Consider the following 19,835-nt stretch of genomic DNA (forward strand, 5'->3'; position numbering starts at 1 on the left):
CCGATGGCAAAATGGGATTACGACGGCCCGATCCTGGAAATCGACAAGCTGTCGATCAGCTTTTTCACCCGCCTGCGGGAAATCCCGGCGGTGATGGATTTTTCCGTCACCGTGCAACCGGGCGAGGCGATGGGGCTGGTGGGCGAATCCGGCTGCGGCAAATCCACCGTCGCCCTGGGGGTGATGCAGGATCTGGGCCGCAATGGCCGGATCGTCGGCGGCAGCATCAAGTTCAAGGGCCGCGACCTGGCGCAGATGTCGATGGACGAGCTGCGCGATCTGCGCGGCAACGAGATCGCCATGATCTATCAGGAGCCGATGGCCAGCCTGAACCCGGCGATGAAGATCGGCAAGCAGCTGATGGAAGTGCCGATGATCCACGAAAACATCAGCGCGACCGAGGCTTACGTCCGCGCGCTGGAGGTCGTCACCGATGTCCGCCTGCCCGACCCCAAGCGGATCCTGAACAGCTATCCGCACCAGCTGTCGGGCGGCCAGCAGCAGCGGATCGTCATCGCCATGGCGCTGATGTCGAAGCCCAGCCTGCTGATCCTCGATGAACCCACAACCGCGCTGGATGTCACGGTCGAGGCCGCGGTGGTCGAGCTCGTCAAGGATCTGGGCAAGAAATACGGCACCTCGATGCTGTTCATCAGCCACAATCTGGGGCTGGTGCTGGAAACCTGCGACCGGCTCTGTGTAATGTATTCCGGCGAGGCGGTCGAGACCGGCTCGATCGAGGATGTGTTCGACCAGATGCAGCATCCCTATACACAGGCGCTCTTCCGGTCGATCCCCCTGCCCGGCGCGGACAAGAACGCGCGCCCGCTGGTGGCGATCCCCGGTAACTTTCCCCTGCCGCACGAACGGCCGCCGGGATGCAATTTCGGCCCCCGCTGCGATTATTTCGAGGCCGGGCGCTGCGACGCGCAGGACATCAAGATGGCCCCCGTCGCGGGCGATGACCGGCACAGCACCCGCTGCGTGAAGTTCCGGGAAATCGACTGGTCCGCCCCGCCCGCCGTCACCGCCAGCACCGAAAAAGCCCCCGTGGGCGATGTGGTGCTGAAGATGGACCACCTGAAGAAATATTACGAGGTCGCGGCAAACGCCCTGTTCGGCGGCGGCAGCAAGAAGGTGGTCAAGGCGAACGAGGATCTGAGCTTCGAGGCGCGCGAAAGCGAAACGCTGGCCATCGTGGGCGAATCCGGTTGCGGCAAGTCGACCTTTGCCAAGGTGCTGATGGGGCTGGAAACCGCGACGGACGGCACCATCACCCTGCACAACACCCAGATTCAGGATGTCCCGATCCAGCGGCGCGACACCGAAACCGTGGCCAATGTGCAGATGGTGTTCCAGAACCCGTTCGACACGCTGAACCCGTCGATGACCGTGGGGCGTCAGATCATCCGCGCGCTGGAAATCTTCGGCGTGGGCCGGACCGAGGCCGAGCGCAAGAAGCGGATGTTGGAGCTGCTGGATCTGGTGAAGCTGCCGCGCGCCTTTGCAAACCGGATGCCGCGCCAGCTTTCGGGCGGCCAGAAACAGCGCGTCGGCATCGCCCGCGCCTTTGCCGGGGACGCGCGCATCGTGGTGGCGGACGAGCCCGTCTCGGCGCTCGATGTGTCGGTGCAGGCCGCCGTCACCGACCTGTTGATGGAGATCCAGCGGCAGAACAAGACCACGCTTTTGTTCATCAGCCATGACCTCAGCATCGTGCGCTATCTGAGCGACCGGGTGATGGTGATGTATCTGGGCCATGTGGTGGAGCTGGGCACAACCGATCAGGTCTTTGCGCCGCCCTATCACCCCTATACCGAGGCGCTGCTGTCCGCCGTGCCCATCGCCGACACCTCGGTCCAGAAGGAAAGCATCGTGCTGGAGGGCGACATTCCATCGGCCATGAACCCGCCGCCCGGCTGCCCGTTCCAGACCCGCTGCCGCTGGAAATCCGACGTGCCGGGGGGCCTGTGCGAGACCGAGGTGCCGCCGCTGCGCACCATGGCCGATGGCCACCAGATCAAGTGTCACCTGGCCGACGATGTGCTGTCGCGCATGCAGCCGGTGATCAAGATCGCGGCGGAATAAGCCCGGCCCGGCCCACCGGTTTGCGCGGCGGACCGCTCAACCCCGGCAGTCTTTCGCGCAGCGCATGGGCGTTTTCCGCCGATGGGCGGCAGCGATACGCCCGTTTCCGCCGTCCGCGTGAATGCCTGTTTCGTCTGCCCCCGCCACGCGCCATGACGGCCCACAGGGAAACTCTCTGCATGAAGGGCGCGCGATGACACAAGCCTCTGACCTGGAACGAGCGATGCTGGATCTGATCAACGCCGAGCGGCTGGCCGCCGGGCGCGATCCGCTGGCGCTGGAACTGGTGCTGAACACTTCGGCCGAAACCCATAGCGACTGGATGCTGGACACCGATCTGTTTTCCCATACCGGCGCGGGCGGCTCGACGGGCGGCGACCGTATCGTCGCGGCGGGGTTCGATCTGGACGGCGCCTGGGCCTGGGGCGAAAACATCGCCTATCGCAGCACCGGCGGTGATCCGGGCTATCTGGACGAGGTCGCGGCGCTGCATGACGCGCTGATGGACAGCCCCGGCCACCGCGCCAACATCCTGTCGGAGAATTTCGACTATGTCGGCATCGGGATCGAGATCGGCGAGTTCAACGGGTTCGAGGCGGTGATGATCACCCAGAACTTCGCCCGGACCGATGCCGCGGTGCAGCCCGATACCGGCGCCATTGCCGGGGATGGCGATACCGCCAATACCGCCCCGGATCTGGTCGCGCAGGATGTCACCCTGTCCCGCGCCCCGGGCGACGGTCTGGTCAATCTGGCCGACCTGATCGCGGCAACCGATGCCGATGGCGATGCGATCACCCATTACGAATTGCTGGATACCGACGGGCGCAAGAATTTCCTGTGGGCCGATGGCACCCGGATCGACGCCCGCAAGCCGGTGCAGGTCGCGGCCGACGCGCTGGATCAGGTGCTGGTGCGCCACGACCGCCCCGGCACCCAGACCGAGCTGCAGGTCCGCGCCTTTGACGGCAGCGATTACAGCGGCTGGGAAACCATCACGCTTACCACCGCGCCCACTGAAGCCCAGACGGCCAATGACGCCCCGGTCGTGACCACCCGCGATGTCACCCTGTCCAAGCTGCGCGGCGACCGCTATGCCGATGTGGCCGATCTGGTCGAGCTGTCGGACCCCAATGGCGACACGATCGTGTTCCTGGAACTGCGCGACACCGAAGGGCGCGACAATTTCCTGCTGCGGGACGGCACGAAGCTGGACGCCGAAACGCCCTATCGGCTGGACCCCGAGATGCTGGACGATCTGATGGTCCGCTTCGATATCGAGGGCAGCGTGACCCAGGTCGACATCCGCGCCTTTGACGGCACGGATTACAGCGACTGGGCCCAGATCGCGATCACCACGCTGGCCAACAGCGATCTGATTGGCTGATCCTGTCCACGGGGTCTGGCGCAGGCCGTTGCCTGTCCCGAAAACCCTGACGACACGCAATCTACCGCGGCGCGGTGACCGAAACGGCAATTCGTGATATGATTTGATCGAGCAATTTTGGCTCGACGATAACGTCTGGCAAGGCGCCCGGTATGCGTGGGCGGACCGGCCGGGCCTCGATTTTTCAGCTCGTTATTTCATATCAAGGATAGTCAAATGTCATTCGATCCATTCCGTCATTTCGGCCGCACCCTCATCGTCGGATTTACGTTCATCAGCGTTGCGGGGCTGCCTGCGAAAGCTGCTCCGGTTCGTAAAGCGGCGCCCAAGGTTGTCTTTGAGCCCGCTCTTTTGCCCGTGCATTGTCACGATGAAGACGACAGGGACCGGCAGCGGCGGAGCCCCGCTCCGGCGCCCGAGCCCGAGCCGGAGTCCGGCCCAATCACCGATCCCGATCTGATCCTGCAGAATGGTGACGTTTCTGGTCCGGTGGTTGTCGACTTTGATGGCAATGCGAATGCGATGGTTGAACGTCAGCCCTTTCGCGGCTCTGCCGTGCGGTTTCTGCATCAGGTCGACTGTCACACCAGCTCAAGCAAATTGGACAAGCGTGTTACCGAACAGGTTTTGAAACGCCATGCGGACACTGGCAGACATTGCCCCGCCGTTCCGGATCCCTACCTCATCGACTGTATCGCGGCACATTATGAAGAAATCGCAAAAAGCCTGCCCAGGACCGGCGAAGCGGGCAAGGCGCGGAAAGCATTTGCGACGGCGGCATCAAAGCTTCGGAGCGTCGTTCGCCAGACCCGCGACGAAACGCTGGAGCCAAAGCGTTATGCGGTCAATTCAGCTTCTGGAACAACGCGTTCTCCGCGCATGCTTCAACCGGTCGCGCCGTCACGCCAAAGGGCCGCGATTGCCGCCGCCGTCAACATCGTGACCGAGCTTCAGACCACACTTCTAAGATCCGTTGACAGTTCGGCGCAGCGCCATCTTCATTTTCAACAAATCGCAAGTGCGATCGACAGCGACAAGGTGCTGCTCCGATCCTGAAACGCCGTTGCGCTCGGCGGATGTGCCGTTTTTTGCGGTCCGCGCCTAGCTGCCCCAGATCTTCTTGACGTAGTTCTTGGTCTCGCGATAGGGCGGCACGCCGTTGTATTTCTGGACCGCGCCCGGACCCGCGTTATAGGCCGCCAGCGCCAGCCGCCAGCTGCGGAACGTGTCGTATTGCTGGCGCAGATAGCGCGCGCCGCCTTCCAGGTTCTGGTGCGGGTCATGCGGGTTCACGCCCAGCTTGCGCGCGGTGGCGGGCATCAGCTGTGCCAACCCGATGGCGCCCTTGTGGCTGCGCGCACGGGCGTTCCAGCCGCTTTCCTGCTGCACCAGGCGCAGGAACAGATCCTCGGGCACCCCGTGGCGCCGGGCCACATCGCGCGCCACATGCAGGTATTCGCCGCGATACTTGCCCGCATAGGCGGGGCTGGCGAATTTCGACGGCGTCACCACCGACGGCGGCTGCAACCGGATCGAGTTGTTGTATTGGCTGGTCGCGCGGGTATCCAGAACCCGTGTCTGCGACTTGAACAGATGTGCCCGCGATTTCGAGCTGAGCGCACTTTCCGCAAGTGCCGAACTGGCCAGCCCCATCGCACCGGCCGCAATCACCATCGTCAGATACCGCATCCCCGACCGAACCCCTCGTAACCTCGACGCCGGGACTATACTGTAAAATCCGCTTTTCGCCACCCTTGCGATGCGGCTGGGCAAAATTGACCTTTCATTAACGCTGTTGGGGTGGTGTAACGATGCAACTGCGACAGATCAGATTCGATGGGAGCAAGGCATGGCTGGATCGGTGAACAAGGTAATCCTGGTGGGCAATCTGGGGCGCGATCCGGAAGTGCGCAGCTTTCAGAACGGCGGCAAGGTGTGCAACCTGCGCATCGCCACGTCCGAGAACTGGAAGGACCGCAACACCGGCGAACGGCGCGAGCGGACCGAATGGCATTCGGTCGCGATCTTTTCCGAGCCGCTGGCCCGCATCGCCGAACAATACCTGCGCAAGGGCTCCAAGGTCTATATCGAGGGTCAGCTGGAAACCCGCAAATGGCAGGACCAGTCCGGCCAGGACCGCTATTCGACCGAGGTCGTGCTGCGCCCCTATCGCGGTGAACTGACCCTGCTGGACAGCCGGAACGAAGGCGGCGGCGGCGGTGGGTATGGCGGCGGCAGCGGTGGCGGCGGCTATGTCGACGACCGCTCGGGCGGCTATGGCGGCGGCCCCTCCTCGGGCGGCCCAGGACCGGCCCCGGCCAACGATCTGGACGACGAGATCCCGTTCTAGGAACCGCGAACGGATCGGCAACGGCACAGGCGCCGGGCATGTCACTGCCCGGCGTTTTCATATGTGCATTATCGAACCAACCATGCGCCAACTGTTGGAATATCCATCGCAAGCGCACAGGTCTATTCCGTGGTCAAACGCAAACGACCCATCGGAGAGACCCATGTCCACCACCCTGAAACCCCACGCGCCCAAAGCGCTTGCCGCCCTGCGCATCATCACCGCGCTGCTTTTCATTGCCCATGGCACGCAAAAGCTCTTTGGCTTTCCGGCGGCCGAGTTCCAGCCCCAGGCCTTTACCCTGCTGTGGTTCGGCGCGGTGATCGAGCTGGTCGGCGGCACGCTATTGCTGCTGGGCCTGTTCACCCGGCCTACCGCCTTTTTGCTGTCCGGTGAAATGGCCGTGGCCTATTTCATGTTCCACGCGCCCAACAGCTTCTTTCCGGCCCTGAACGGCGGGGACGCGGCGATCCTGTTCAGCTTCATCTTTCTGTATCTGCTGTTCGAAGGCCCCGGCGCGCTGGCGCTGGACAATGCCCGCGCGGACAAACGCGCTGCCGCCTGATCGAACGGCGCCGCCGATGCGTCCGTCACCCGGCGGCGGATGGGCGGGCGTCCGTTCGGCGCGCCCTGAGTACCCGAAGGCCCGCACGCTGATCGCGCGCGGGCCTTCGTATCATTCGCCGGGCTTCGGCGGCATCTCGCCCCCGGGGAAGCCACCGGCGGGCGGCGCCATGCCCGCCGACCGCTCGGCGTCGAAATCGACCGGGATGGTCAGGGTGCCGCGATAGCCGGTATCCGGCGCGCCGGTCAGCGCCACGGTCTGCTGCGTCAGCTGCGCGGCGGTGTTGTCGGCAAAGACATTGTCGCTGGACAGTGTGATCCGGCCCAGGTTGCGGGTCCCGTTGGGATAGCGCGCATCGGCGGCATAGACCGCGGCGCAGTCGGCCTCGGGGAACGCCATCTGCGCGGTCAGCACCGACGCCGCGCCCGAGACCGCCGCCTCGGCGCTTTCGAACACCTCGAAATGGATATGCGGCCAGCGCCCGTCATAGCAGCCGGGGAAGATCGTGGTGAACGACACCCGGCCATCGGCATCGGCAACGCCCACACCGCGCAGGAAATTCGCGTCCTCGATATCGTAAAGCGAATAATCCCCAACCGTGTCGCAATGCCAGACATAGATCGCGTGCCCGTCGAGCGGCGCGCCGTCGGCGGCATTGGCCAGCCTCAGGTCCAGATCCAGCTGCACGCCCTCGGCCACCGGGGTCAGCGCGCCGAAGGACGGGCGCAGGTCGCGGCGGATGACGCCCGCCTCGGTCAGGACGTTCTGCGCGGTGCCGCCACGGGTCACGGTGCCATCGGCGGGATAGGGTCCCTGGGTTTCCCAGGGCAGCGCGGTCAGCACATTGGCCATCGCCTGTGCCCCGCCCGCCGCGCCCAGGCCCAGACCGCCCAGCACGGTCAGAAACCGCCGGCGCCCCAGCATACGGGGCAGATCATGGGCAAAGCCAAGGTCGTGTGAATGGGGATCGTCGGTCATCTTGCCTGCTCTCCTCTGAGTGGGTTGCGTCATCGCATCAGAGCTTCAACGGATGCGGGCCGCGCATCTGTCGCAGGCTTCAAGATATTTCGGCCTGACCCTGCGTCAACCGGGCGCGCGGACCCCGTCCCGCGCCGCCAGCGCATCGCGCATCACCGCGCGCACAAGATCGGGGTTCACGTCGCTGGTGACAAAGGCCTGACCGATCCCGCGCGCCAGGATAAAGCGCAGCTTGCCATCCAGCACCTTCTTGTCCTGCGCCATCAGCGCCAGCAACCCGTCCGCATCGGGCAGATCGCCGGGAATGTCCGCCAGATCGCGTTTCATCCCCATCGCCGCCAGATGCGCGCGCACGCGGCTCGGCTCTTCCTGGCTGCATAGGCCCATCCGCGCCGACAGCTCGAACGCCAGTGCGCAGCCGATCGCCACCCCCTCGCCATGCAGCAGCCGGTCGGAATAGCCCGTCGCGGCCTCAAGCGCGTGGCCGAACGTGTGGCCCAGGTTCAAAAGCGCGCGGTCGCCCTGTTCGGTCTCGTCCCGCACGACGATATCGGCCTTCATCTGGACGGACCGGCGCACCGCCTCGATCCGGGCGGCCATGTCACCGGCGGCCAGCGCGGGGCCGTTGGCCTCCAGCCATTCGAAGAAATCGGCGTCGCCCAGCAGCCCGTATTTCGCCACCTCGCCATAGCCCGACAGGAAATCGCGCGGGTCCAGCGTGCCCAGAACGGCCGTGTCGGCCAGCACCAGGCTGGGCTGGTGAAACGCGCCGATCAGGTTCTTGCCCAGGGGCGAGTTGATGCCGGTCTTGCCGCCCACGGAACTGTCGACCTGCGCCAGCAGGGTCGTGGGGATCTGCACGAAACGCACGCCGCGCCGCAGGATCGCGGCGGCAAAGCCCACCAGATCGCCGATCACCCCGCCACCCAGGGCCACGACCACATCTCGGCGCTCGACCTTTTGTTCCAGCAGCCATTCGACGGCTTGCGTCAGGTGGGGCCAGCTTTTGGTCCCCTCGCCCGCCGGCAGGGTCAGCGCAATCATGTCGATCCCGGCGTCCGAAAGCCCGGCGCGCAACCCCTCGAGATGCAGCGCGGCGACATTGGCATCGGTGATGACCGCCACGCGTGGCCGCGACAAAAATGGCGCGATCAGCGCCCCGGACCGGTCCAGCAGCCCCGCGCCGATCAGAACGTCATAGGCGCGGTCATCCAACGGGACATGCACGGTGGTTTGGGTCACGGGTTCAGACCTCCTCGACAACATCTGGGCGGGTTTTCAGGGCGCTCAGCACGGCTTGCGCGGTATCGGCGACCGAATAATCGGGCTGCACCGCGACCGTCAGGTCGGCCTGGGCATAGACCGGCACGCGCTGGTCATAAAGCGCGGAAAGCGTGGCATGAGGGTCCTCGGTCCGCAGCAGCGGGCGCGTGTCCTTGTGCCGGACCCGGTTCCACAACAGCTCCAGATCGGCGTTCAGCCAGACCGACACCCCCAGATCGTGGATCAACGCGCGGTTTCCCGCCGACATAAAGGCACCGCCGCCGGTCGACAGGACGCCCTGCCCGGCCTCCATCAAACGGCGGATCACTTGCGTTTCCTTCTGGCGAAAGAACGCCTCGCCATCGCGGGCGAAGATCTCGGCGATCGACATGTTCGAGGCTTTGACGATCTCTTCGTCGCTGTCCAGGAACGGCACGTCCAGCAGCCGGGCCAGGGCGGTGCCGACGGCGGTTTTCCCCGCCCCCATCATGCCCACCATCACGATCGTCTTGTTGACCCGAAAGCCCATTATGGGCAGCCTCTCGCTAAGTTTTGCGTTTCGGCCCCTGAATGACGTGAACTTGCCGGGAATGCCATATATAATCGTCACAAAGCATACGAGGCAGAAGACAAAGGCAGGTAAAATGGGGCGTCTGATCAAGTTGCTTCTCTTTCTGATTGTTCTGGCCGGCACAGCGCTGGTCGTGTTCGCGTTTCTGGGCGATCTCAGCCCGCAGCGCGAAGAGGTACAGGTGCCGGTAACACTGGATGCGAATTGAGCTTTCTCTTGTCCTGACAGTGACATTGGCCCTTGCGGGCACCGCGCGCGCCCAGAGCGAGGATCCGCTTTCGGCGATCGACTGGTTGTCGGAATCGGTGCGCGAGGACATCCAGGTGCCACGCGGCCATGACGGGGCCGTGGTCCAAAGCGCAGCACCCCCGGCGGTCAGCGTGACGCCGCTGGACACGCCGCGGCTGGATTCGGTCGGGCTGTTGCCCGGGTCGACCACCGGGCTGCCCGCCGATCTGTGGGGCGATACCGGCGCGGTCGAGATCGCGCGCCTGATCCGCGCCACCCCAAGCGAGACCCTGCCCGCGGTGCAGGATCTGTTCTATATGCTGCTGCTGGCCGAGCTGGACCCGCCCGAAAAGGGGGCCGCCGATGACGGCGTGATCCTGTTGGCGCGGCTGGACAAGCTGCTGGAGATGGGCGCGCTGGAACAGGCGCGCGCGTTGCTGGAACGCACCGATCCGGCGCAGCCCGCGCTGTTCCGGCGGTGGTTCGACATCTCGCTTCTGACCGGGCACGAGGACCGCGCCTGTCGGGCGATGCGGGCCACGCCCGATCTGGCGCCGACCTTTCCGGCGCGGATCTTCTGCCTGGCGCGCGGCAATGACTGGAACGCCGCCGCGCTCAGCCTGGAAACCGGCCGCGCGCTGAACCACATCACCGAATATCAGGACGCGCTGCTGGCGCGGTTCCTGCACCCCGAACTGGCCGAGGATCAACCGCCCCTGCCCGCGCCGTCGCGGCCCAGCCCGCTGGTCTTTCGCCTGCTCGAGGCAATCGGCGAGCCGCTGCCGACCAACAGCCTGCCGGTGGCCTTTGCCCAGGCCGACCTGCGGCACAATGGCGGCTGGAAGGCGCGGATCGATGCCGCCGAACGCCTGGCGCGGCGCGGCGCGATCAGCCCCAACCAGTTGCTTGGCATTTATACCGAGGCGCTGCCGGCGGCCTCGGGCGGGGTCTGGGACCGGGTGGCGGCGGTGCAGAAGCTGGATGTCGCGCTGATCTCGGGCGATACCGATGCGGTGCAGCGCGCCCTGCCCGCGGCCTGGTCGGAAATGCGCGCCGCGGGGCTGGTGGTGCCGCTGTCGCGGCTTTACGGCCCGCGTCTGGCGCGGCTGGCGCTGGGGGGTACGGCCAAGAGCATGGCGTTCCGCGCCGGGCTGCTCAGCGACGATTACGAGGCGATTGCCAGCACCCATGGCCCGCTCAGCCGCGACGAGACCCTGCTGCGGATGATCGCAACCGGCCAGCCCGGCCCCGACCCGATGCGCCAGCCCCTGCCGGCGGCGGTGCAACAGGCCTTTGCCGACGCCACGCTGGGCGAGAACATGCGCTATCGGCTGGAACATCGCGAGATCGGCGAGGCGATCCTGATGGCGCTGCAACTGATCGCCGACGGGGCCGAGGGCGACCCCACCGACGTGACCGAGGGGCTGGTGCTGCTGCGGCAGGTCGGGTTGGAGGACGCGGCGCGGCGGATCGCGCTGCAACTGCTGATCCTGGGGCGCGACACATGACCCCCGACGCCGCGCGCTGGATCGCCACCTTTCTGGACGCGCAGGCCGCCGAGATGGACGCGGCGCGCAACACCGTGCTGGCCTATGCCCGCGACCTGAAGGATTTTCAGGGCTGGCTGGACCGCCGCGGCCTGGCCTTTGCCGCTGTCAGCCGCGCCGATATCGAAGCCTATCTGATCGCCTGCGACGCCCAGGGTCTGGCCCGCAGCACCCGCGCCCGGCGGCTGTCGTCGATCAAGCAGTTGTTCCGTTTCGCGTTCGAGGAAGGCTGGCGCGCCGATAATCCGGCGATCCAGATCAAGGGGCCGGGCAAGGAAAAGCGCCTGCCCAAGACGCTGGATATTGCCGAGGTCGACCGCCTGCTTGCGGCGGCCGCCACGCCTGGGCGCGACGCGGTCCGCAACCAGTGCCTCATGCAGTTGCTTTACGCCACCGGCATGCGCGTCAGCGAACTGGTCTCGCTGCCCGTGGCGGCGGTGCGGGGCGATCCGCGCATGGTGCTGGTGCGCGGCAAGGGCGGCAAGGAACGGCTGGTGCCGCTGTCGCCGCCCGCGCGCGCGGCGGTGGCGGGCTGGCTGGCCGAACGCGATACGGCCGAGGACGCGGCCCGCGCCAAGGGCATTCCGGCCAGCCGGTTCCTGTTCCCCTCGCGCGCGAAAGAGGGCCACCTGACACGGCACCGGTTCTATATCCTGATCAAGTCGCTGGCGGTGCAGGCGGGCGTCGATCCGGGCAAGGTCACGCCGCACACCCTGCGCCATGCCTTTGCCACCCACCTGCTGGCGGGCGGCGCCGATCTGCGCACGATCCAGACGCTGCTGGGACATGCCGATATCTCGACCACCGAAATCTATACCCATGTGCTGGACGAGCGGCTGAAAAACCTGGTGCTGGAACACCACCCGCTGGCGAAACCGGACAAGGGCTGACTTGATCCCGCCGCGCCGCTGCGCATATCTGGCGGGACAACAACACCGGACCACCGATGACCGATCCTGACCCTTCGCTTCTGGACATGACCTTTTGGCTGACCGCTGGCGGCATCTTTCTGCTGCTGCTGCTGTCGGCTTTCTTTTCGGGCTCGGAAACCGCGCTGACCGCGGCCTCGCGCGGGAAGCTGCGCAGCCAGGCCGACAAGGGCAGCAAGGGCGCAGAAACCGCGTTGAAGATCACCGAGGATAACGAGCGCCTGATCGGCTCTGTGCTGTTGGGCAACAACCTGGTGAACATTCTGGCAACCTCGCTGGCGACGGCGCTGTTCACGCGGCTTTTCGGCGAAAGCGGCGTGGCGCTGGCCACGCTGGTGATGACCTTTCTGGTGCTGATCTTCGCCGAGGTGCTGCCCAAGACCTATGCCATCACCAATGCCGAGACCGCTGCGGCGGGCGTGTCGCCGGTGATCCGCGTTGTGATCCTGGTCTTTTCGCCCGTGGTCAGCGCCGTGCGCGCGCTGGTGCGGCAGGTGCTGGCGCTGTTCGGGGTTCAGACCGACCCCGACAGCCATATCCTGGCCGTGCGCGAGGAAATCGCCGGCGCCCTGCATCTGGGCCATTCCGAGGGCGTGGTCGAAAAAGAGGACCGCGACCGGATCCTGGGCGCGCTGGACCTGAGCGACCGTTTCGTCGAAGAGATCATGCTCCACCGCAGCCAGATCGAGATGATCGACGCGGGCGGCACCCCGAGCGAGATCCTGACCCAATGTCTGGAAAGCCCGCATACCCGCCTGCCCGTGTTCCGGGACGAGCCGGAGAATATCGTCGGCGTGATCCACGCCAAGGACCTGCTGCGGGCCATCCACGCGCTGGAACGCACCGCCCCCGATCATGGCGACGCGCTGGCGGGTTTCCACATCATGAACGTGGTCAAAAAGCCCTATTTCGTGCCCGAAACCACGACGCTGGACGACCAGATGCGCGAATTCCTGCGCCGTCACACGCATTTCGCGCTGGTGGTCGATGAATATGGCGCGCTGCAGGGGCTGATCACGCTGGAAGACATCCTGGAAGAGATCGTGGGCGAGATCACCGACGAATTCGACGTGGACGAGGAACACCCCCTGAAGACCTCCGAGGACGGGCATTTCCTGGTCGACGGAGCGATGACGATCCGCGACCTGAACCGCGCGATGGACTGGAACCTGCCCGATGACGAGGCCAACACCATCGCGGGCCTTGTTATTCACGAAGCGCAGATGATCCCGCAACAGGGCCAGGTGTTCAGCTTTCATGGCTTCCGGTTCGAGATCTGCGCGCGGGAATCGAACCGCATCACCCTGCTGAAGGTCCGGCCGCTATAGCCCGACGCGCTTGCGCGCGGGACCACAATTTCGCCACATTTTCTCCTTAGTCGTGAAAACCGGTGGGGTGCAAGCGGGAGTTCTCGGCATGCAACCACTCGACCTACGCGTCGCAATCTATCGTCTTTATCGGCTGCGCAAGCAGGTGGCGGTTGCCGCCCTTCTGCCCCTGCCCGCCTTTGTCCTGGCGCTGTTTGCCGGGCTGCCTGTCCATATCTGGATGGTGCCGGTCTGGTATCTGCTGGTGCTGGCCCATGTGGTGCGGTTTCCGCAGGCTTGGGTCGACCTTCTGGCCATGGCGCTCGCGCTGGCGCTGGTGCTGTTCATGGCGCCGCTGGGCGTGCTGGCGGGGATCGGCGCGCCGCTGGGTTATGGGCTGGCGGCGGTCACGGGCTTCGGGCTGTGGCTTTATCTGTGCAACCGCATTCACGCGCTGGAAAAATTCGCCTGGCCCCAGCAGGAGCTGCGCCTGCACCGCAAGACGCGCCTGCCCGCGGCCACGCTGCGCGACGCGCTGTTCCTGCGCCCTAACGCGCAGGTGGGGCTGAACCGCTGTGGCCCGGCCAATGAACACGGGGTGTTCCAGATCGTGTCGACCGGCGCGGCGGGGATGCCGTCGCTGAACACCATCGACGGGCTGTCCGAGGACGCGCGCGGGATGGATATCGACGCCGATCTGCAAAACGGCCTGTTCCGGTTCTGGGCCACGGTGATCCGGTCCGAGCCCGATTACCAGGAAACCATGTACATCACCGAACCCGATGGCGAAGAGGCCTCTGTCGAAACCACGATCCAGACCCTGACCGAAACCGCATCGGGCACGATTTACCAGAAACAGGAAACCGCCACCGGCATGGGGCTGGTCAGCGGCTTCGGCTTCTGGCTGAACGATGTGGATCGCGATCATTTCACCGCCACGATCGACCATGTGACCGGCGCGCGGTCCCGGGCGGTGCGCGCCGCGCCGCATGACACGCCGCTGATCCTGTTGGCGCAGCGCCTGACGCGCAAGCGGCTGGCCCGCCTGCACGAGGCCTGATCGCCCGCGCACCCTGCATCGACGGGGGCGCGCGGCGGCCTCAGCGCCCCTTGAACAGCCCGCCCAGAATGCCCCGCACGATGCGGCGCCCGGTGGTGCCCTTCAGCTCTTTGATCACCAGCGTGCCGATGGCCCCGGCGATGCTGTCGTCGGATTTCCGGCTGCGGGTGCTGCGCGATGTCGACCGGCCCACGCGGGTCCCGCTGTAACGCCGCCCGGCGTTGAAATCCTGGAACATGGCGTCCATGTCCTCTTCCTTCTTCTCGGCCTCTTCGGCGGCGGCGGCGGCCTCTTCGGCGCGTTTGGCCAGCATCTCGAACGCGGAATAGCGATCCTGTACGGCCTCGTATTTCCCCGCGATATGCGACGCTGCGATGACCCCCTGACGCTCGGAATCGGTGATCGGGCCCAGCTGCGACGATGGCGGCCGGATCAGCGTGCGTTCCACGATGCCCGGCACGCCCTTCTTGATCAGGAACGAGGTCACGGCCTCGCCCACGCCAACCTCGCGGATGGCTTCCTCGGTGTCGAAACGCGGGTTCTCGCGATAGGTCTCGGCCGCCATGCGCAATTGCTTGCGGTCCTTGGCGGTAAAGGCGCGCAGGGCGTGCTGCACCCGGTTGCCCAGCTGGCCCAGGATATCCTCGGGCACATCCGCCGGGTTCTGGGTGATGAAATAGACGCCCACACCCTTGGACCGGATCAGGCGCGCGACCTGCTCCACCTTGTCGACCAGCGCCTTGGGCGCGTCCTCGAACAGCAGATGCGCCTCGTCAAAGAAGAAGACCAGCTTGGGCTTGTCCGGATCGCCCACCTCGGGCAGTTCCTCGAACAGTTCCGACAGCAGCCACAGCAGGAAGGTCGCGTAAAGCCGCGGGCTGGCCATCAGCTGATCCGCGGCCAGCAGGTTCACACGGCCCTGCCCGTTCGCATCGGTCTGGATCATGTCGAACAGATCCAGCGCCGGCTCGCCGAACAGCTTTTGCCCGCCCTGGTTTTCCAGCACCAGCAGGCGGCGCTGAATGGCCCCGATCGACGCGGTCGACACATTGCCATAGCGCAGCGACAGCTCGGCCCGGTTTTCACCGACCCAGACCAGCAGCGATTGCAGGTCTTTCAGGTCCAGCAGCGGCAGCCCCTGTTCGTCGGCCACGCGGAAGGCGATATTCAGGATGCCTTCCTGCGCCTCGGACAGCTCCAACAGGCGCGAGATCAGCAGCGGCCCCATCTCGGCCACGGTGGTGCGGATCGGGTGGCCCTGTTCGCCGAACAGATCCCAGAACGTGACCGGCACCGTGTCATATTGCAGGTCCAGCCCGATGGTCGCGGCGCGTTTCATGAACGCGTCATGCAGCTTGAAATCCGCCGAGCCGGGCTTGGCCAGCCCCGACAGGTCGCCCTTCACATCCGACAGGAACACCGGCACGCCCGCGCGCGAGAACCCCTCGGCCAGGATCTGCAGCGTCACCGTCTTGCCGGTGCCCGTCGCCCCGGCGATCAGCCCGTGGCGGTTGCCGTATTTCAGCAAAAGCTCCTGCGGATCGGCGTAGCCTTCGCCCCCACCCCCGACAAAAATCGTCTCGGACACCGGAAATCCCCCTGCTCGTCACTTTATTTCGGCTTTCACCATACATTCTTAACCATCTGCTGCCAGTCTAGATATGCCCCATCGCGGCATCTGTTGCGCAGGGGCTTGTACTTCCTCCCTGTCTGACTGGCCGCGCAGCTTCTGCGCGGTCTTTTTCCCTTGGAATATCAGCCCGATGCCGCGCGTATTTCCCTGTTGACGGAGCCTGCCAAAGCGCATAGCGTTCCCGACTATAAAAAGTCGGCCAGTCCGACGGGGAGTGCGAAATTGGAAAAAGGGCCCTTTCGGCCCTTTTTTCTTTTTCGGCGGTTGCATCGGCGGCGATCCGACCCGACCTTGCATTTCAGCCTGACACCGGTGGCGCACCATGCTAGATGCGCGGCACTGGATTTCTGAAAAAGCGAAGGACGCTATGAAAACCTATCTGACCACCCTGGCCCTGATCTCCGGGATCGCGATTGGCACCTCTGCACTGGCACAGGACGCCGCGGAAACCGTCGAAGAACCGGCTGCGACCACCGAAGCCGAAACCGGCGAAGCCGCGCCCCAGCCCGCCGAGCCCGCCCTGAACCTGGGCGAGGCGGATGCCGAAGACGCGGTCGGATCCAGCTATAACGCGGCCAAGCATGGCGATTGGGACCTGCGCTGCGTGCGCGCGCCCGAGGGGCAGAAAGACCCCTGTCAGCTGTACCAGCTGCTGACCGACGAGGCCGGGAATTCCGTGGCCGAAATCAGCATGTTCCCCCTGGGCAAGGAACAGAACGGCGCCCGCGCCGGGGCCACCGTGATCACGCCGCTGGAAACGCTGCTGACCGAACAGCTGCGCCTGTCGGTCGATGGCAGCCAGGCCAAGCGCTATCCGTTCACCTGGTGCAGCCAGGTCGGCTGCTTCGCGCGGCTGGGCTTCACCGGCGACGACATCGCCACCTTCAAGCGCGGCAATGCCGCCACGCTGACCATCGTGCCCGTCGCCGCGCCCGACCAGCGCGTGACGCTCAAGGTCTCGCTGACCGGGTTCACCGCCGGGTTCGACGCGCTGGAGGCGCAGCTGGCCGAATAAGCCACGGGGCTTTGCAGGATTTGAAGCCGTCCCTGCGGGGGCGGCTTTTTTTATGGAATATCCGCAATGTGGGAGGAAGCGCAGATCGACTTGAAGCCGCGCGGCGCCCGACCGCGGGTGGGCGTCAATCCGGTTGAGCGATGCGCTTTATGGTGCCAGACACATCGCCCCGCAAATGTCAGCGGACCGGTGAAAGGCGCCCGCCCGGGGGGCGGTCGGGCGCCGCGCGGCGGGGCTGACGCCCCTTGATCCCGCGCATGGGGGCGCATGATTTGTGTTCAAAGCCGACGGCAATCGCCGCCATGGACAGGATCACACCCGCCGCAGCGCCAGCACCGCATTCAGCCCGCCAAAGGCGAAGGCGTTGGACAGAACCACATCCACATCGGCCTCGCGCGCCTCGTTCGGGACGACGTCCAGCGTGCATTCGGGATCGGGTTCCTCGTATCCGATGGTGGGCGCGATGACGCCGTCGCGCAGCGCCATGATACAGGCCAGAAGCTCGACCGCGCCGGTGCCGCCGATCAGATGGCCATGCATGGATTTTGTAGAGGAAATCATCAGCCGGTCGGCATGCGCCCCGAACACATCCGCCACGGCGGCGCATTCGGTCTTGTCATTGGCCGCCGTCCCGGTCCCGTGGGCGTTGATATAGCCCACCTGGTTGGGCGACAGCCCCGCATCGCGCAGTGCGCCCGAGATGGCCCGCGCGGCGCCATGGCGCGAGGGCATGACGATGTCGGAGGCGTCCGAGCTCATGGCGAAACCGTTCACCTCGGCCAGGATCTGGGCACCGCGGGCTTTCGCGTGCTCGTATTCCTCGAACACGAAGACGGCCGCGCCTTCGCCCTGGACCATGCCGTTGCGGTTGGCCGAAAACGGACGGCAGGCGTCCTTGGACATGACCCGCAGCCCTTCCCAGGCCTTGACCCCGCCGAAGCACAGCATGGATTCCGAGCCGCCCGTGACCATCGCCGGGGCAAGGCCGGATCGGATCAGCTGGAACGCCTGCCCCATCGCGTGGTTCGAACTGGCACAGGCCGTCGCCACGGTAAAGCTGGGCCCCATCAAGTTGTATTCCATCGACACGTGGCTGGCGGCGGCATTGTTCATCAGCTTGGGCACGACGAAGGGGTGCACGCGGTTCTTGCCGTCCTCGTAGACGGAGCGGTAATTTTCATCCAGCGTGTTCATCCCGCCGCCGGAGGTGCCCAGCACCACGCCCGATTTCACCGCCAGCTCGCCGTCGAAGGTCAGGCCGGATTGCGCGATGGCTTCCTTGGCGGCCAGCATGGTGAATTGCGTGAACCGGTCGAACAGCGCGATCTGCTGGCGGTTGAAGTGATCCTCGGGGGTATAGCCCTTGACCTGTCCGCCGATCTTGATCGACAGCCGGTCGACATCGCGAATATCCAGATCGCCGATACCGCACCGTCCCTCGCGCATGGCTTCGGTGGTGGCGGCAACGTCATGCCCAAGGGCGTTGATGGTGCCCTGCCCGGTAATGACAACCCGCTTCATCAGGCTTTTTCGGCGACCAGCTTTTCGATCGCGTCGATGATCGAGGCGACAGAGGAGATGTCGAAATCGCTTTGTTCGGGTTCATTGGCGTTGAACGGGACCTGAATATCAAAGGCCTCCTCGATGGCGAAGATCGATTCCACCAGCCCCAGACTGTCGATGCCCAGATCTTCAAGCGTGCTGTCGGGCGTCACGTCCGATACATCCATGACGGCCTGTTCGGCGATGATCGCGATGACCTTATCCTTGACACTGTCCGACATCTTCACCCCCTGACTTTCGCGGTTGCCGCTGATTTAGTCATTCTTGCCGGTCTTTGAAACCGCTTTTTGCAGTGCGGCCACCTTGTCGATCAGCCGTGGCAGGCGGCGCAGGTTCTTGTACAGCTCGACATGGGTCTCCATCTTCATCGCCGGATATCCCAGCAAAACCCGGCCCTTGGGCGCGTTGGTGAAGATCTTGGTGGCGCCCCCGGCGATCACGTCATCGCCCACGAAGATATTGTCGTTCACACCGCATTGCCCGGCCAGAACGACCCGATCGCCGATTTTCGACGAGCCGGCGATTCCCACCTGACCGCACAGAAGGCAGTCGCGCCCGACCTGCACGTTGTGGCCGATATGGACCAGGTTATCCAGCTTGGTGCCCGACCCGATCCGGGTGTTGCGGATGGTGCCCCGGTCGATGGCGGTGTTGGCGCCGATTTCCACGTCGTCGCCGATCTCGACCGCGCCCAGCGAATGGATGCGGGTCCAGCTTTGGGCGCCCGCGTCGCCCGCGTCGCCCAGGCTTTGGCGGACGTTTTCCACCGCCGATTTCTCGGGCGTGACAAAGGAAAAACCGTCGCTGCCCACCACCGCGCCGGGCTGAGCGATGAAGCGGTCGCCAATCGTGACCCGCGCGCCGATCCTGACCCCCTGCAACAGCAGCGCGTCGTCGCCGATCACCGCCTGTTCCGCGACCGAGGCATGGGCCGCGATCCGCGCCCGTGCGCCGATCCGGGCGCCCGATCCGATGACGACAAAGGGGCCGATGGCCGCGCCGTCGCCGATGAGCGCATCCTCGGCCACGACCGCGCTGGGGTGGATGCCCGGCGCGATATCGGGACCGGGATCCATCAGCTGCGTCAGGCCCGACATGGCATAGCGTGGGCGGGGGACGAAAATCGCCGCCTCCAGCCCCAGCGCGCGCCAATCCGCCCCATCCCACAGGATCGCGGCGCGGGCCTGTCCCTGGGCCAGGCCGTCGGCATATTTGGGGTCCATCGCCAAGGCCAGCGCATCCGGCCCCGCCATACCGGGTTCCGACGCGGCCGCGATCACCAGATCGGCGTTGCCTTCGGCCCGCGCGCCAAGCGCGTCGGCGATGTGCTGAATGGTGTATCCCATAAAGA

At 65.4% G+C, this 19,835-nt stretch carries 19 protein-coding genes; 11 read left to right on the top strand and 8 right to left on the bottom strand.

The window, feature by feature from the left end; all coding sequences use genetic code 11:
- Nucleotides 1-3: 3 nt before the first annotated feature.
- The 3 genes from CLM60_RS13820 (at nucleotide 4) to CLM60_RS20740 (ending at nucleotide 4,531) form a co-directional block, all read left to right on the top strand.
- On the top strand, nucleotides 4-2,088 hold the full coding sequence (locus CLM60_RS13820; protein ID WP_095589721.1) for a dipeptide ABC transporter ATP-binding protein: 2,085 nt from the start codon (nucleotides 4-6) through the stop codon (nucleotides 2,086-2,088).
- A gap of 193 nt (nucleotides 2,089-2,281) precedes the next feature.
- Nucleotides 2,282-3,475, top strand: coding sequence for a CAP domain-containing protein (locus tag CLM60_RS13825; RefSeq protein WP_095589722.1), 1,194 nt, complete (start codon nucleotides 2,282-2,284; stop codon nucleotides 3,473-3,475).
- A gap of 216 nt (nucleotides 3,476-3,691) precedes the next feature.
- A complete protein-coding gene (locus tag CLM60_RS20740; protein WP_141246525.1) occupies nucleotides 3,692-4,531 on the top strand; it encodes a hypothetical protein in 840 nt (279 codons plus the stop codon).
- Between the two features lie 45 nt (nucleotides 4,532-4,576).
- On the opposite strand, the gene CLM60_RS13835 is transcribed toward CLM60_RS20740, so the two are convergent.
- Nucleotides 4,577-5,164: a lytic transglycosylase domain-containing protein gene (locus tag CLM60_RS13835; RefSeq protein WP_095589724.1), complete on the bottom strand. Its 588-nt coding sequence runs from the start codon at nucleotides 5,162-5,164 to the stop codon at nucleotides 4,577-4,579.
- A 160-nt stretch (nucleotides 5,165-5,324) separates the two neighbouring features.
- Between CLM60_RS13835 and ssb the strand changes: the two genes are divergently transcribed.
- Both ssb and CLM60_RS13845 read left to right on the top strand, forming a co-directional pair.
- The gene (ssb, locus tag CLM60_RS13840; RefSeq protein WP_095589725.1) at nucleotides 5,325-5,825 is read left to right on the top strand and encodes a single-stranded DNA-binding protein; all 501 of its coding nucleotides are present in this window, start codon (nucleotides 5,325-5,327) and stop codon (nucleotides 5,823-5,825) included.
- Nucleotides 5,826-5,988: 163 nt separating this feature from the next.
- The gene (locus CLM60_RS13845; protein WP_095589726.1) at nucleotides 5,989-6,390 is read left to right on the top strand and encodes a DoxX family protein; all 402 of its coding nucleotides are present in this window, start codon (nucleotides 5,989-5,991) and stop codon (nucleotides 6,388-6,390) included.
- Nucleotides 6,391-6,501: 111 nt separating this feature from the next.
- On the opposite strand, the gene CLM60_RS13850 is transcribed toward CLM60_RS13845, so the two are convergent.
- The 3 genes from CLM60_RS13850 to CLM60_RS13860 all read right to left on the bottom strand — a co-directional run bounded on the left by CLM60_RS13850 (nucleotide 6,502) and on the right by CLM60_RS13860 (nucleotide 9,160).
- Nucleotides 6,502-7,368: a dioxygenase family protein gene (locus CLM60_RS13850; RefSeq protein WP_217983297.1), complete on the bottom strand. Its 867-nt coding sequence runs from the start codon at nucleotides 7,366-7,368 to the stop codon at nucleotides 6,502-6,504.
- A 105-nt stretch (nucleotides 7,369-7,473) separates the two neighbouring features.
- Nucleotides 7,474-8,610, bottom strand: a complete 1,137-nt coding sequence (aroB, locus tag CLM60_RS13855) for a 3-dehydroquinate synthase (RefSeq protein ID WP_425427239.1) — start codon at nucleotides 8,608-8,610, stop codon at nucleotides 7,474-7,476.
- A gap of 4 nt (nucleotides 8,611-8,614) precedes the next feature.
- Nucleotides 8,615-9,160, bottom strand: coding sequence for a shikimate kinase (locus CLM60_RS13860; protein WP_095589729.1), 546 nt, complete (start codon nucleotides 9,158-9,160; stop codon nucleotides 8,615-8,617).
- 115 nt (nucleotides 9,161-9,275) lie between these two features.
- On the opposite strand from CLM60_RS13860, the gene CLM60_RS21355 reads away from it, so the two are divergent.
- The 5 genes from CLM60_RS21355 to CLM60_RS13885 all read left to right on the top strand — a co-directional run bounded on the left by CLM60_RS21355 (nucleotide 9,276) and on the right by CLM60_RS13885 (nucleotide 14,273).
- Nucleotides 9,276-9,410: a hypothetical protein gene (locus CLM60_RS21355; RefSeq protein WP_095589730.1), complete on the top strand. Its 135-nt coding sequence runs from the start codon at nucleotides 9,276-9,278 to the stop codon at nucleotides 9,408-9,410.
- Nucleotides 9,400-10,938, top strand: a complete 1,539-nt coding sequence (locus tag CLM60_RS13870) for a hypothetical protein (RefSeq protein ID WP_095589731.1) — start codon at nucleotides 9,400-9,402, stop codon at nucleotides 10,936-10,938. The genes CLM60_RS21355 and CLM60_RS13870 overlap by 11 nt, the downstream gene beginning before the upstream one ends.
- Nucleotides 10,935-11,867, top strand: coding sequence for a site-specific tyrosine recombinase XerD (locus tag CLM60_RS13875; RefSeq protein ID WP_095589732.1), 933 nt, complete (start codon nucleotides 10,935-10,937; stop codon nucleotides 11,865-11,867). Before CLM60_RS13870 ends, CLM60_RS13875 begins: the two co-directional genes overlap by 4 nt.
- A gap of 56 nt (nucleotides 11,868-11,923) precedes the next feature.
- Nucleotides 11,924-13,234, top strand: coding sequence for an HlyC/CorC family transporter (locus CLM60_RS13880; protein ID WP_095589733.1), 1,311 nt, complete (start codon nucleotides 11,924-11,926; stop codon nucleotides 13,232-13,234).
- Nucleotides 13,235-13,322: 88 nt separating this feature from the next.
- Nucleotides 13,323-14,273 carry a hypothetical protein gene (locus CLM60_RS13885; protein WP_095589734.1) on the top strand — a complete coding sequence of 317 codons (951 nt, stop codon included), beginning with the start codon at nucleotides 13,323-13,325 and terminating at the stop codon, nucleotides 14,271-14,273.
- A gap of 40 nt (nucleotides 14,274-14,313) precedes the next feature.
- Here the strand turns inward: CLM60_RS13885 and CLM60_RS13890 are convergent, their stop codons facing one another.
- On the bottom strand, nucleotides 14,314-15,861 hold the full coding sequence (locus CLM60_RS13890; RefSeq protein ID WP_095589735.1) for a helicase HerA-like domain-containing protein: 1,548 nt from the start codon (nucleotides 15,859-15,861) through the stop codon (nucleotides 14,314-14,316).
- A 412-nt stretch (nucleotides 15,862-16,273) separates the two neighbouring features.
- On the opposite strand from CLM60_RS13890, the gene CLM60_RS13895 reads away from it, so the two are divergent.
- Complete coding sequence (locus tag CLM60_RS13895; RefSeq protein ID WP_095589736.1) at nucleotides 16,274-16,921, top strand: invasion associated locus B family protein; 648 nt, start codon at nucleotides 16,274-16,276, stop codon at nucleotides 16,919-16,921.
- Between the two features lie 312 nt (nucleotides 16,922-17,233).
- Here the strand turns inward: CLM60_RS13895 and CLM60_RS13900 are convergent, their stop codons facing one another.
- The 3 genes from CLM60_RS13900 to lpxD are packed head-to-tail and all read right to left on the bottom strand — an operon-like array spanning nucleotide 17,234 to nucleotide 19,830.
- Nucleotides 17,234-18,442 carry a beta-ketoacyl-[acyl-carrier-protein] synthase family protein gene (locus tag CLM60_RS13900; RefSeq protein ID WP_095589737.1) on the bottom strand — a complete coding sequence of 403 codons (1,209 nt, stop codon included), beginning with the start codon at nucleotides 18,440-18,442 and terminating at the stop codon, nucleotides 17,234-17,236.
- The gene (locus CLM60_RS13905; protein ID WP_095589738.1) at nucleotides 18,442-18,705 is read right to left on the bottom strand and encodes an acyl carrier protein; all 264 of its coding nucleotides are present in this window, start codon (nucleotides 18,703-18,705) and stop codon (nucleotides 18,442-18,444) included. Before CLM60_RS13905 ends, CLM60_RS13900 begins: the two co-directional genes overlap by 1 nt.
- A 33-nt stretch (nucleotides 18,706-18,738) precedes the next feature.
- Entirely contained in the window at nucleotides 18,739-19,830 is a 1,092-nt protein-coding gene (gene lpxD, locus CLM60_RS13910) for a UDP-3-O-(3-hydroxymyristoyl)glucosamine N-acyltransferase (protein WP_095589739.1), read from the bottom strand.
- Nucleotides 19,831-19,835: the final 5 nt, after the last annotated feature.

It is taken from the genome of Actibacterium ureilyticum (genome assembly GCF_002285435.1).
Classification (GTDB): Bacteria; Pseudomonadota; Alphaproteobacteria; order Rhodobacterales; family Rhodobacteraceae; genus Actibacterium_C; species Actibacterium_C ureilyticum.